The organism is Pseudoflavonifractor sp. AF19-9AC (assembly GCF_003478995.1).
Taxonomy (GTDB): Bacteria; Bacillota; Clostridia; order Oscillospirales; family Oscillospiraceae; genus Lawsonibacter.
In genome coordinates this window covers 178,144-191,335 of record NZ_QUGI01000003.1, presented here as the reverse complement: position 1 = coordinate 191,335, position 13,192 = coordinate 178,144, and the positions used below count along the sequence as shown (strand labels likewise).

General features: G+C 61.1%; 10 protein-coding genes. 2 read left to right on the top strand and 8 right to left on the bottom strand.

Annotated elements, in window-relative coordinates:
• Positions 1–6 precede the first annotated feature (6 nt).
• The 5 genes from DWX58_RS06530 to DWX58_RS06510 form a co-directional block, all read right to left on the bottom strand.
• Positions 7–942, bottom strand: coding sequence for a carbohydrate kinase (locus DWX58_RS06530; protein ID WP_118642180.1), 936 nt, complete (start codon positions 940–942; stop codon positions 7–9).
• 36 nt (positions 943–978) lie between these two features.
• Entirely contained in the window at positions 979–2,307 is a 1,329-nt protein-coding gene (locus tag DWX58_RS06525) for a glycoside hydrolase family 32 protein (RefSeq protein ID WP_118642178.1), read from the bottom strand.
• A 182-nt stretch (positions 2,308–2,489) separates the two neighbouring features.
• Positions 2,490–3,350 carry a carbohydrate ABC transporter permease gene (locus DWX58_RS06520; RefSeq protein WP_118642176.1) on the bottom strand — a complete coding sequence of 287 codons (861 nt, stop codon included), beginning with the start codon at positions 3,348–3,350 and terminating at the stop codon, positions 2,490–2,492.
• Complete coding sequence (locus DWX58_RS06515) at positions 3,350–4,222, bottom strand: sugar ABC transporter permease (protein ID WP_118642174.1); 873 nt, start codon at positions 4,220–4,222, stop codon at positions 3,350–3,352. The genes DWX58_RS06520 and DWX58_RS06515 overlap by 1 nt, the downstream gene beginning before the upstream one ends.
• Before the next feature lie 15 nt (positions 4,223–4,237).
• Positions 4,238–5,614: an ABC transporter substrate-binding protein gene (locus tag DWX58_RS06510; protein ID WP_118642172.1), complete on the bottom strand. Its 1,377-nt coding sequence runs from the start codon at positions 5,612–5,614 to the stop codon at positions 4,238–4,240.
• 271 nt (positions 5,615–5,885) lie between these two features.
• On the opposite strand from DWX58_RS06510, the gene DWX58_RS06505 reads away from it, so the two are divergent.
• Complete coding sequence (locus DWX58_RS06505; RefSeq protein WP_118642170.1) at positions 5,886–6,932, top strand: substrate-binding domain-containing protein; 1,047 nt, start codon at positions 5,886–5,888, stop codon at positions 6,930–6,932.
• Between the two features lie 105 nt (positions 6,933–7,037).
• Here DWX58_RS06505 and DWX58_RS06500 read toward each other — a convergent pair whose 3' ends face one another.
• Both DWX58_RS06500 and DWX58_RS06495 read right to left on the bottom strand, forming a co-directional pair.
• Positions 7,038–8,735, bottom strand: a complete 1,698-nt coding sequence (locus tag DWX58_RS06500) for an alpha-glucosidase (RefSeq protein ID WP_118642168.1) — start codon at positions 8,733–8,735, stop codon at positions 7,038–7,040.
• Positions 8,736–8,749: 14 nt separating this feature from the next.
• Positions 8,750–10,933, bottom strand: a complete 2,184-nt coding sequence (locus tag DWX58_RS06495) for an alpha-galactosidase (protein WP_118642166.1) — start codon at positions 10,931–10,933, stop codon at positions 8,750–8,752.
• A gap of 458 nt (positions 10,934–11,391) precedes the next feature.
• Between DWX58_RS06495 and ugpC the strand changes: the two genes are divergently transcribed.
• On the top strand, positions 11,392–12,525 hold the full coding sequence (gene ugpC / locus DWX58_RS06490; RefSeq protein WP_118642164.1) for a sn-glycerol-3-phosphate ABC transporter ATP-binding protein UgpC: 1,134 nt from the start codon (positions 11,392–11,394) through the stop codon (positions 12,523–12,525).
• A gap of 54 nt (positions 12,526–12,579) precedes the next feature.
• Here ugpC and DWX58_RS06485 read toward each other — a convergent pair whose 3' ends face one another.
• Positions 12,580–13,173, bottom strand: a complete 594-nt coding sequence (locus tag DWX58_RS06485; RefSeq protein ID WP_118642162.1) for a metallophosphoesterase — start codon at positions 13,171–13,173, stop codon at positions 12,580–12,582.
• Positions 13,174–13,192: the final 19 nt, after the last annotated feature.

The following is a 13,192-nucleotide window of genomic DNA, read 5'->3' as shown; positions in this document are numbered from 1 at the left end:
CCTCCTTTAGTCCTCCAGCTCGGCCAGGGTAGGCATGGCGGGAATGGCGCCGCTGCGGGAACAGGTTTTGGCCGCCGCCCGGTTGGCAAAGGCCAGAATCGTCTCCAGCTCAGATGCGGTGAGCTGGTCCAGCGGCGCGTCGCCCCGACGGGTCAGGCGGCTGAGCACGGCACCCAGGAAGGTGTCCCCGGCGCCGTTGGTGTCGGCCACCGTGGTGGTCACGCCGGGGACCAGCCCGGTTTTGCCCTGCCAGCGGTAGAAAGCCCCGCCGGCGCCCAGGGTGATGAGTACCAGGCGCACGCCCTGTTCCTCCATGCGGCGGCTGCCCTCTTCGGGGTCCGCCGTGCCGGTGAGGAGGGGCAGCTCCTCGTCGGAGAGCTTGAGAATGTCCACCAGGGGCAGGGGAATGCGCATCCACTCCACGGCCTCCTCCTGGCTGCTCCACAGGGCGTCCCGGTAGTTGGGGTCATAGCTTACCAACACACCGTGGGCCTGGGCTTCCCGAGCGGCGAACAAGGTGGCGGAGCGGGCGAGACCAGCGGTGAGGCTCACCGAGCCGAAGTGGAGGATCTTGGCATGCTCCACCAGGCGGATGTCCACCTCCTCGGGGGTCAGCGCGCAGTCCGCGCCCCGGACAAAGCGGAAGGACCGCTCTCCGGTGGCAGAGACGGTGACCACCGCCATGGTGGTGGGGGCCGAGTCGGTGCGGACACCGGATACATCCACGCCGTTTTCCGCCAGCACGCCGGTGAGGTAGCTGCCGAAGCCGTCCCGGCCTACCTTGCCCAGAAAGGCCGTTTTGGCCCCCAGGCGGGCGGCAGCCACCGCCACGTTGGCGGGCGCGCCGCCGGGGTTGGCAGCGAGAAGGGGAACGTTCTGCGGGGTGGCGCCGGTCTGGGTCAGGTCGATGAGCACCTCGCCGATGGTAGTAATATCCGTCATGGCAAAGCCGCTTCCTTTCTGAAAAGAAAATAAGAATCAGAGGGTGTGGATGGCATTAAAACGGCCCTCCAGCTGGGAGCCGAGATCATACACCACGTGACTGAGTACGTATTGTCCCTCGTTGATAAAAATTTCAATCAAATTTTGGTCCACAAAGATGTCCAGGCGGCAGCTGCCCTCGGGCAGCCGGGGGCTCCGGGCGGTGAGTCGGACCTGGGAGAGCCCGGCAAATACGTCGCTTCGGTCGCCCTCCACCTGGCCGTCCCGCATGCGAATGCGGTAGCCGCCCAGGTTCAGACTGTCCCCTTCCCGGAGCGTGGTCTGGAGCCGGACGGGCCGGTGGTCCGCCAGGGAAGAGAGGTCGGAAACCAATTTTGTAAAGCAGGCGGACACGTTGGGATGTACCGGGAAGCAGACCCGGCCCTCCCGCACTTCCACCACCCGGGGCAGGCTCATCGTGCCGTTCCAGGGGCCGCGGCCATCTCCAAAGTCGGGGGCGGGCTGAGGCATCCGCATCCAGCCCACCACCACCCGGCGGCCCGCCTCGTCCAGGGTGCTCTGGGGGGCGTAGAGGTCCAGGCCGTAATCCAGGAAGGAGAGAGGTTCCGTCAGGGTCATCCGGCAGGATTCGGACTCAAACTCTGCCCGGGCGTACATGGCCTGATCGGAATAGGCCAGGCCGTCCGCCGTAATGCCCATGGGGGATCCGAAGAACAGGTAGCCCTCCTCCAGCTTTGCCAGGTCGGGGCACTCCAGGATCCGGCCCAGCTCCGGGGCGGCGTACTGGTTGGCGTAGGTCCAGGTGAGTCCGTCCTCGCTGCGGTAAAAGAGAACGCGCCCCATGGTGCCCCCACAGGTGCTGCCCAGCACCATTCGGTAGGAGCTGCCCTCCTTCCACACCTTGGGGTCCCGGGTGTCCTTCCGGTCGCCCTGCTCCGGGTCTGTAATCACCGGGATAATCTGCCGCTTGTCAGTCCAGTTGTCAAAGTGCCGCCCGTCGGGGGAGACCACCATAGCCTGGCTGGTTTCAAACCGGTCACCCTCGGCTATGTGGATGTCCTCCGGCTTGGGCTGGGTATAGCGTACCGCCGAATAGTAGAGGTGCATCCGGCCGTCCAGCTCCAGAGCGCTGCCGGAGAACACGCCATCCTGGTCGTAGTCCTTGGTGGGGAAGAGGGCGACACCCAGGTGCTTCCAGTGGACCAGGTCCCGGCTGACCGCATGGCCCCAGTGCATGGTGCCCCAGCGGGGGGCGTAGGGAAAGTGTTGGTAAAAGAGGTGGTATTCCCCTTTATAGTAGATAAAACCGTTGGGGTCGTTGATCCAGTTTCCCGGTGCCCGCAGGTGCAGAATATCTTCGGTCAATGTGGTTCACTCCATATCTTGCTGGTCTTTGCATAGGCTGTGTTCCGCCGCTCCATAAAAATCGGGAGCCCCTCAGCAGAGGCTCCCGATGAATAGGCTGCATTGCCGGCCCCGTGCCGACAGGGTGGATGGCCTCCATGCAAACATGAATTGTATCACACCGGGAGCGGTTTTGACAGTCCTTATTTTACCGCGCCGGATACCACACCGCCGATGATCTGCTTTTGGAGGATGACATACAGAATCAGGATGGGGATGACGCACAGCAGCAGGCCCGCCATGATGGTGCCGTAGTCGGCCGAATAGGTGCCGTAGAAGCTGTAAGTGGACAGGGGCAGGGTGAGCAGCTCCTTATCGGTGAGCACCAGGGAGGGCAACAGGTAGTCGTTCCAGAAGGCCAGGGAGTTCAGAATGACCATGGTGGAGATGATGGGCTTGAGGAGGGGCAGCACGATTTTGAAGAAGGTCTGGAAGTGGGTGCAGCCGTCGATGTAGGCGGCCTCCTCCAGTGCGATGGGGATGTTGCCCTTGATAAAGCCGTGGAACATAAAGACCGACATGGCCATGGAGAAGCCGACGTGCATGAAGATCAGGGTGATGCGGTGGTTCAGCACGTTGAGGGTGCCGCCGTAGATGCTCACCAGGGGAATCATGATGGCCTGGAAGGGGATGATCATGGAGGCCACCATGAGGGCGAAGGTGAGTTTGGAGAACTTGTTGTTGTGGCGGACGATGTAATAGGCCAGCATAGCGGCCAGCAGGGTCACCAGCACGGTGGCAGAGACGGTGACGATGAGGGAGTTTTTAAAGGCGTTGAGGAAGTCCATCTGGGTAAATGCCTTGACGAAGTTGTCGAAGGACAGACCCTTGATGGTGAAGAGCCAGGAGAAGGGGCTCTTGATGATGTCCCGCTTTTCCTTCATGGAGTTGATGACCACCATGATGAAGGGGAACATATAGGCGATGAAGATGATGATGAGGCCGGCCATAGCCAGGGCGTTGGTTACCTTGCGCTTGGTGCCGCCGATGGTAGAGTTGTTCATTATGCCTCGACCTCCTGTCTCTTGGTGATGTACACCTGGATGCCGCTGATGATGGCCACGATGACGAACAGAATGAGAGCTTCTGCCTGGCCTACGCCGAACTGACGGGAGGTGAAGGCCTTCTCATACACGTGCATGGCGGCCATTTCCGTGGTGCCATAGGGAGCGCCGGCGGTCAGGGAGAGGTTGACGTCGTACACCATGAAGGCTCTGGACAGGGTGAGGAAGAGGCAGATGGTGATGGAGGACATCATGAGGGGGAGGATGATGCTCTTCAGCTTCACCCAGCCGGTGGCGCCGTCAATGCTGGCGGCCTCCATCACGTCCTGGTTGAGGCCCATAAAGCCGGCCACGTAGATGAGAATCATGTAGCCGGACAGCTGCCACACGGAGACCAGCACCAGAGCGGCAAAGGCCAGACTGGGGTCGGACAGCCAGGAGATCTCAAAGAGGCTCCAGCCGGTGGCCTCGCCCACGCCCACGAACACCCGGGAGAACACGAACTGCCAGATGTAGCCCAGAACCAGGCCGCCGATGAGGTTGGGGGTGAAGAAGCCGGCCCGGAAAAAGTTCTGACCCTTGATGCCCCGGGTCAGCAGGTAGGCGATGCCAAAGGCCAGCACGTTGACGATAACCACCACGAAGATAACATATTTAAAGGTCAGCAGCAGGGAGGACCAGAACTGGGTGTCCTTCAGTACGCTGGCAAAGTTATCAAACCACACGAAGTTTTTGACGGAAGACACGCCGTTCCAGTCCGTCAAAGTGAGATACACGCCGTAAAGAAACGGGATGATAACCACGGCAAAGAAGCAGAACATACCGGGCAGTGCGAAGCCGCAGAAATCCTTTCCTCCGCTTTTTCCTTTCATTTCAAATCCTCCTCCTTATTGCTGCTGAGCCCAGTAGGCCTCGATGGAGGCAATGAGCTCATCTCGGTCGCTGCGCTGGGCCAGGTACTTCTGCATGGCGGCGCCCAGGATGGACCAGTGGTCGTTGGGCACGATGGCAGAAGCGTTGAAGGCAGTGTCTTCGTGCACGTGATTGTAGATGTCACGGCTGAGGGGGTCGGAGGGCTCGTAGGGGTTGTTCTGGAAGGGGGGGATGATGTTGCAGGTCTTGACCAGCATTTGCTGGCCGATTTCGCTGTAAACGATCCAGTTCAAGAACTCCTTGGCGGCGGCCAGCTGCTTCTCCGTGGCCACCACGCCATCCAGCATCACCTGCTTGGAGGGGGAGGCCTGAATCTGATAATTGACGAAGTCGTCGGGATCGTTGTTCATGAAGTAGGGCAGGAAGCCATAGGCATCATCCTTCTCTGCATCAGCCTCCTCCAGGTTGGGCCAGGCCCAGTTGCCGTTGAACCAGAAGGCGGTCTTGCCGTCAGCCAGGTCGATGGCCATCTCGTCGTAGTCGGCGCCCAGGGGGTCGCTGGCGGCCACGTTGTACTTTCTCAGCACGTCAAACATGTCCAGGAACTGGGACATGCGGTCATAGGTGTTGAGATCCAGCTCGCCGTCCTTGATCTGTTCGATGACCTCGGCCGCTCCGGCGGAGGTGCCGTCGTAGGTCTCATAGACGTACTGCAGGTGGTGGGCACCCAGGGACCAGTCCTCCATGGCCAGGGAGACGGGATGCTCCATGCCGGCGGCCACCAGGCGGTCCAGCAGGGCCACAAAGTCGTCCAGAGTCTGGAGAGAGGCGGGGTCAAAGGGCTCGCCCAGAGTGTCCTCAATGACCTGCTGGTTGTAGATGATGCCGCGGCCCTCAATGCACAGGGGGAAGCTGTACACCTTGCCGTTGACCTCGGTGAGGTAACCCTCGGCCTCCTTCAGCCAGGCCTCGTTGGACAGGTCGGCGGCCTTCTCTTCGGCCAGGGCGATGACGTCGGTGGTGTCCAGAATGGACATGGTGGGCGGATTGCCCGAGTTATAGAGGCTGACGACCTTGGTGTAGGGAGAGTCGCCGTCGGTGACCGGCATGACCTCCACGTGAACGCCGGACTTCTTTTCAAACTCCGCGCTCATCTCCACCAGGGCGTTCTGGATCTCCGCCTTGGAGTTGAGCAGCGTGATGCTGGTCCCCTCCAGAGAGGGATCGTACTGGAAGGTGTCTACCGAGGTATCAATGGGTTCTGCTTTGCTTTCCTGATTGGGGTCGTCCGGGTTGCTGGCAAACCCAAACCGGACCCCGCTGACAGCTGCTGCGGTCAGGGCACCCAGCACCACAACCACAATCAGCACGGATGCGATTGCTTTTTTCATGATCAATCCTCCTGCTCCTGAAAATTCAACAAAACACAACATGGAACCGGTTACTTTGGCCATATATTAGCACTTTGAAAGAGGATACGTCAATCATTTGAATGAAAATAACCCAACTTTGTAAATAATAGCTGATTTGATTCCGGCCCAATTATACACATTTCACAAGGGGGCGTCGGAGCCCTTCCAGTTGTGCAACTCCGGCCTTTCTGGTATAATGACAAAAGCATGCCGGGTCAGGAAACAGACCGGCGGGACGGGGAGCGCTGTTATGGAAGCAAAGAAAAAAATCACCTTTGACGACATTGCAAGGTACACCAATTTTTCAAAGACCACCATTTCCAGATACTTCAATAACCCGGACTCCCTGGCGCCGGAGAGCCAGCGGATTATTTCCGAGGCGCTGGCCAAGCTGGACTACAAGGAGAACAAGGTGGCCCGCATCCTGGCCAACGGCCAGACGGAGTTTATCGGCATCATCCTGCCGGAGTTCTATCACCGGTTCTTCTCTGAGGTGCTCAACCAGATTCTCTCCACCTACGAGACCTATGGCTATAAGTTCCTGGTGTTTGTGGGCAACCGGAATGAGGAGAGCGAGCGGCGGTATATCCAGGAGCTCATGTCCTATCAGATTGAGGGGATGCTGGTCCTCAGCCACACCATCTCCTCGGAGGAGCTGGCCCAGCTGCAGATTCCCATTGTGACCATGGAGCGAGAGGACCGCCAGGTGTGCAGCGTCAACACGGACAACTACTCCGGCGGATACCAGGCCGCGGCCCTGCTGGATGAGCACGGCTGCGACGTATTGATCCACATCAATTCGCCCACCGACCCGCAAATCCCGGCCTATGGGCGAATTACCGGATTCCAGGACTACTGCAAGGAGCATGGGCTCCGGCATGAGGTGATGTTCCGGCCGGTGGACCGCTCCCATGAGGAGGACCAGGCTATTCTGGAGGACATCATCGCCACCCTGGAGGAGCAGTACCAGGGCCAGAAGAAGGGAGTTTTCCTCTCCAATGACACTCTGGCCAGCACCCTTCTGAATCTGCTGTTCCGGAAATACGGGCATCTGCCCGAAGACTACCGCATTGTGGGCTTCGATAACTCCCCGGCCTCCCGGGAGGCCATCATTCCCATCAGCACCGTGGGACAGCAGGTGGACAAGCTGGCCCAGGAGGCGGTGGGCCTGGTGGTGGAGCAGATCAACGCCCGGAAGGAGGGCCGACCCCTCCACAGCCGCAAGCCGGTGCATAAAATCATTGAGCCGGTGCTGGTGCGCCGGGCCTCCACCGAAGGGTGGACGGAGGAGCGCTGAGAAGGCGGTCCCATCGTCAGAAAGCTTCCTCTACCTGAATTAAGTGCGCCAATCAAATGAAAATGCCCCGGGATCTACAGAGATCCCGGGGCGTTTTTTGGCGTCTTAAGCCTCCAGGGCCCAGACAGCGGCCTGCCAGGGCTCCAGAGTCATGGGGCCGGGAGCGGCGGGGGCCTCCGCCCAGTTGGCGATGAGGAGACGAGCCTTCTGGCCGGCCAGCTCCTCCGGCGGCACAAAGGAGGCCGTTCGTCCGGAGAGGTTGCACACCACCAGGAGAGTCTTGCCCTCCAGGGTACGGGTGTAGGCAAAAAGCTGGGGGTCATCGGGCAGAATCAGCTGATAGCTGCCGTAGACGATGAGGTCCCGGTCGGGGGAAGTGCGGCGCAGGGCAATGAGCTTCTGGTAGTAGTGGAAGACGGAATCCGCCCGACCCAGCTGCTCCTTGGCGTTAATCTGGGTATAGTTGGGGTTGACCATGATCCAGGGGGTGCCGGTGGTGAAGCCGGCGTTGGAAGAGTCATCCCACTGGAAGGGGGTGCGGGCGTTGTCCCGGCTCTTGTAGGCGATGGCCTCCAGCAGCTCTCCGGCGGGGAGTACGCCCCGGGCGGTCAGGTCCCGGTAGGCGTTGATGGACTCCAGGTCCCGGTAGTTTTCAATGGGGCCGAAGGGCACGTTGGTCATGCCCAGCTCCTCCCCCTGGTAGACATAGGGGGTGCCCTGCATCATGTGCAGGCAGGTGGCGATGCACTTGGCCGAAGACTCCCGCCACTGGGGAGAGTCGTCCCCTAGCCGGGAGACGATACGGGGCTGGTCGTGGTTGCAGAAGTAGAGACTGTTCCAGGCCACCCCGTCCAGCTCGTTTTGCCACCGGGAGAGCAGCTTTTTCAGGGCCACCAGATCGATTTTCCGGGTGCTCCACTTACCCAAAATGGCGTCGCCGCCGTCCAAATCCACGTGCTCAAACTGGAACACCATGTTGAGCTCGGTGCCCTGGGCATTGGCGTACTGCTTGGCCTGGTCGATGGTCACCCCGGCACACTCGCCCACGGTGAGCAGGTCGTAGTGGGAGAGTACCTTCTGGCGCATCTCCTGGAGGTATTCATGAACGTGGGGCCCGTTGCAGCAGCCCAGATTGCAGGAGGCGTAGGGGGCGCCTCCGGTGGGCATATCGGGCAGGCCATCCTGCTTGGAAATCATGGAGATGACGTCCATGCGGAAGCCGTCGATGCCCTTGTCGCACCACCAGGTCATCATGTCAAACACCGCCTGGCGGACCTGGGGGTTGTCCCAGTTCAGGTCGGGCTGCTTGGGGGAGAAGCAGTGGAGGTAATACATCCCGGTAGCTTCGTCCTTTGTCCAGGCCGGGCCGGAGAAGGCGGAGCCCCAGTTGTTGGGCTCCTTTCCGTCTTTGCCCTCCCGCCAGATGTAGAAGTCCCGCTTGGGGTTGTCTTTGGATTGACGGCTCTCCACAAACCAGGAGTGCTCGTCGGAGGTGTGGTTGACCACCAGGTCCATGACGATTTTCAGACCCCGGGCGTGGGCCTCGGCCAGTAGACGGTCGAAGTCCTCCATGGTGCCGAACTCGTCCATGATGGCCTGGTAGTCGCTGATGTCATAGCCGTTATCGTCGTTGGGGGAGCGGTACACCGGGGAGAGCCAGATGACGTTGACGCCCAGCTCCTTGATGTAGTCCAGCTTGCTGGTGATGCCGGGCAGGTCGCCGATGCCGTCCCCGTTGGAGTCACAGAAGCTGCGGGGGTAAATCTGGTAGATGACGTTCTCCTTCCACCATGCCTTGTTCATGTTCGTGACCTCCCTTACACTGCTTCAATGTGATACTGGAGGGCCTGGCACTCATCCAGGAAGGGGAGGGCCAGTCCGGCGTACATGAGCTCATCGCCGCCGTAAATGCGGCCGTCAATGCGGTAGTCTCGCTCCGGGTCCAGACCCTTGAGCCGAAGCAGGGGCCGCACCGGGTTGGCGTGGCGCTGGGTCTGCACCAGACCCACCAGGGCCCGGCTCCGGTCCTGGGAGACGTGCATCCAGGCGCAGAAGCTGTCCTCCGGACGGAAAGGGTTGCTGAGGCGGTAGTAGTCTCCCCGCATGACCAGCTCCCAGTCGGTGCGGAAGGCGGCAATCTGCTCCCGCACCTGGGCAAGCTCCTCCTGAGACAGCTCGTTGAGATCCAGCTCATAGCCGAAAGTGCCTGCGGCGGCCACCACACCCCGGGTGTGGAAGGGGGTGGAGCGGTGGGTGAGGCCGTTGGGTACTGCAGAGACGTGGGCGCCCATGGAGGCGCAGGGATAGCAGAAGGAGGTGCCGTACTGGATGCGCAGACGGTCCATGGCGTCGGTGTTGTCGGAGCACCAGATCTGGGGGGTGTAGTAGAGCATGCCGCAGTCGAACCGTCCGCCGCCGCCGCTGCACCCCTCGATGAGCAGGTCGGGGAACTCCTGGTGGAGGGCCTCCAGAATCTCGTAGACCGCCAGCACAAAGCGGTGGTACACCTCACCCTGGCGCTGGGAGGGCAGCCCGGCGCTCCACACGTCGGTGAGGCTGCGGTTCATGTCCCACTTGACATAGGAGATGGGGGCGCTTCTGAGCATGGCGCGCAGGTTGTCCAGCACGTACTGCTTTACCTCCTCCCGGGTGAGGTCCAGCACCAGCTGGTACCGGCCTCGGGTGACGGGACGGCCGGGCACCTGGAAGGCCCAGTCGAGGTGAGCGCGGTAGAGGTCGGAATTTTCATTCACCATCTCCGGCTCCACCCAGATGCCGAACTTCATGCCCAGGCCCTGGATCCGCTCCGCCAGAGGGGCCAGGCCGCCGGGGAGCTTCTTCTCGTTCACGTTCCAGTCGCCCAGTCCGCCGAAGTCGTCGTTGCGCTCGCCGAACCAGCCGTCGTCCATCACCATCATCTCCACGCCCACCTGGCTGGCGGCCTTGGCGATGGAGTAAATCTTGTCCGCGTCAAAGTGGAAGAGGGTGGCCTCCCAGTTGTTGATGAGAATGGGGCGGCGCTGGTCCTTCCAGGGTCCCCGGCACAGGTTGAGGCGGATGGCCCGGTGGAACAGGCGGCTCATGTGCCCCAGACCCTGGGCGGAGAAGACCATGGCCGCCTCCGGAGCGGTAAAGGTCTCGCCGGGCTGGAGCAGCCAGGAGAAGTGGAAGGGGTGAATGCCCAGGGTCATCCGGGTCTCGTGGAACTGGGTGTGCTCCATAGAGGCCAGGAAGTTGCCGGAGTAGACCAGGGCCATGCCCCAGCAGCGGCCGGCATCCTCGGTGGTATCCTTGTCACAGAGGACGAAGAAGGGGTTCTGCTGGTGGCTGGAGGAGCCCCGCACACTGCCCGCGGTGTGGACGCCCTGGGAGAGAGCGGCCCGCACCGGCTCGCGCTCCCGGGCGTAGGCCCCGCCCAGGGTGATGAAGTCGTGCTCCCCCACCGGGAAGTCCAGGCAGGCGGAGGCCACCCGGGTGAGCCGCACCGGGGCGGCACCGTCGTTGCGCACCCGGACAGCACGGGTGATGAGGTCATATTCCTCCAGCACGCCGTAAAGAAGCTCCACCGTCAGGCCGCTGCAGCAGTCCTTCAGCTCCACCGTGAGGGTCTGAGCGGTGACGCCCTCGCCGTAGAAGGCAGGCAGACCCTCCAGGGCGTACTTGCCCTCCTCAACGGTGTGGCGGACGTAGCGGAAATCCGCAGTGTGGCTGCCGTCGTCCAGATCCGCCTCCAGGGAGGGGAGCCGGAAATCTCCCACGCCGCTGGAGGAGTACTCCTGGGGCTGGGTGTCCAGGGACCAGGTACGGTCCAGGCCCACCTCGTCGGGGTTGGGGGAGAAGCCCCGGTCCTCTGGGCAGATGAGCCGGGAGAGGTCGCCGCCCCGGAGGCGGGGGCCGTAGTAGGTATGCAGCAGCACTCCAGTGGAATGAATCTTCATCTGGTAGCTGGTGCGGTGGGTGTTCAGGGTAATGGTACGCTGAGATGCGTCATATTGGATCATGGGAGGGTCATCCTTCCGGCGTAAAATCTAGGCCGCCCATGGCGGTTGTCGAGCCTATTGTATCACATCAAAACCATTTTTCCAGACCAAATCCGGGCTGCGGCAAAGCTTTGTTTATAATCGCCAAAAAAATGGAACCGGTTTCATCATTCCTACAAAAAAGTTTTCAAAGGCAAGATTTCTCTTGATTATTTCAAAAAACCGTTGTTAAATCATAAGCAAGATGACCTGGACGGCGGCTGGAGCGGCCCGGCGGCGGGACTGCGCACGGCCAGGTTAACAAAGTACGGCTTCCCCTGGCTACTCCATTTCCAATAGCCATGCGGGGCCCAGAGAAGGAGGAAAAGGACCGCCGGCCGGCGGTGCGGCAGTGTGGAGACCTGCCGTAAACCTGTTCGGGTTCTGCTCCCGGGCGGGAAGGCCTTTTTGCGGAGGCGGGAAGGTCACGGCCAAGGTGTATGGCAACTGTAAGCCTGAAGCACATCTTCAAAATCTACGATGGAAATGTAACCGCAGTGAGCGACTTCAATCTGGAGATCGCCGATAAGGAGTTTATCGTGCTGGTAGGCCCCTCCGGCTGCGGCAAGTCCACCACTCTGCGGATGGTGGCCGGCCTGGAGGACATCAGCAAGGGTGAGCTGCGCATTGATGACAAGCTGGTCAACGATGTGGAGCCCAAGGACCGGGACATTGCCATGGTGTTCCAGAGCTACGCCCTCTACCCCCACATGACGGTGCGGGAGAATATGGCCTTCCCCCTGAAGCTGCGGAAGATGGACAAGGCGGAAATTGCCCGGCGGGTCAATCAGGCCGCTGAGATTCTGGACATCACCCAGTACCTGGACCGCAAGCCCAAGGCTCTGTCCGGCGGCCAGCGGCAGCGTGTGGCCATCGGCCGCGCCATTGTCCGTGAGCCCAAGGTGCTGCTGATGGATGAGCCCCTCAGCAACCTGGACGCCAAGCTGCGCAACCAGATGCGGGCGGAGATCATCAAGCTGCGCCAGCGAATCAACACCACCTTTATTTATGTTACCCACGACCAGACCGAGGCTATGACCCTGGGTGACCGGATCGTGATCATGAAGGACGGCTTTGTCCAGCAGATCGGTACTCCCCAGCAGGTCTTTGACAGCCCGGTGAACCTGTTTGTAGCCGGCTTCATCGGCACTCCCCAGATGAACTTCTTCCGGGCCAAGCTGGAGAAGAACGCGGACAGCTATGTGATCCGCTGCATGGGCGCTGCCATCCCTGTGACGGCTGATATGGCGGCCAGGCTGGCGGCCAAGGGCCAGGAGAGCGCCGAGATCATTCTGGGCGTGCGTCCCGAGCACATCACTCTCCAGGCCAGCCCCGAGCAGGCCATCCCCTGCACGGTGGAGGTGTCCGAGCTGATGGGCAGCGAGTTCTACCTCCATGGCACCGTGGGCGAAGGGGCTGAGCAGCAGAACCTGGTCATGCGGGTGCAGACCAGCGAACTGTCTGAGGCCTACCGCTCCGGCGTGCCCTACGGCACCAAGCTGAACTTCACCTTCCACAGCAACCTCATCCACCTCTTCGATCCCGCCACTGAGAAGAACCTGCTGGCGGACTGAGCGGTCGCGTTTGAATATATAAAATGGCCCGGAGCACATGCTCCGGGCCATTTTTTATGGAGGTTCCAACACATAGTGGCGGTAGGCGTTGATGATGCTGGTGGAGCCTCGTTCCGTCCGCCGGGGAAGTCCCGAGCCGTAATTAAGGTGGACGTGTCCGTGGATAAAGTACCGGGGGCGGTACCGATCCAGCAGGTCCACAAAGCACTGAAATCCCTGGTGGGGAAGGCTCTCCAGGTCGTTGATATGCCGGGCGGGGGCGTGGGTGAGGAGAATGTCAAAGCCCTGATGCCGCCACAGCTGAAGGCGCAGGCGGGCAATCCGGCGGCGCATCTGCTCTTCGGTGTACATGTTTCCACCGGGGCGATACCGCAGGGAACCGCCCAGCCCCAGAATCCGCAGTCCCTGGCAAACCACGATCTGGTCCTCGGCGCAGATGCAGCCCTCCGGGGGAACGGCCTCCAGATGGTCGTCGTGGTTTCCCCGCACATAGACCACCGGGCAGTGGGCCAGGGTGCCCAAAAATTCCAGGTATTCCCGGTGCAGGTCGCCGCAGGAGAGGATCAGGTCAAATCCGTCCAGTCTGCCCGGCACATAGTGCTCGTAGTAGAGAGAGGATTCCTCGTCCGATACTGCCAGAATGCGCAAAATTGTTTCCTCCTCCGGA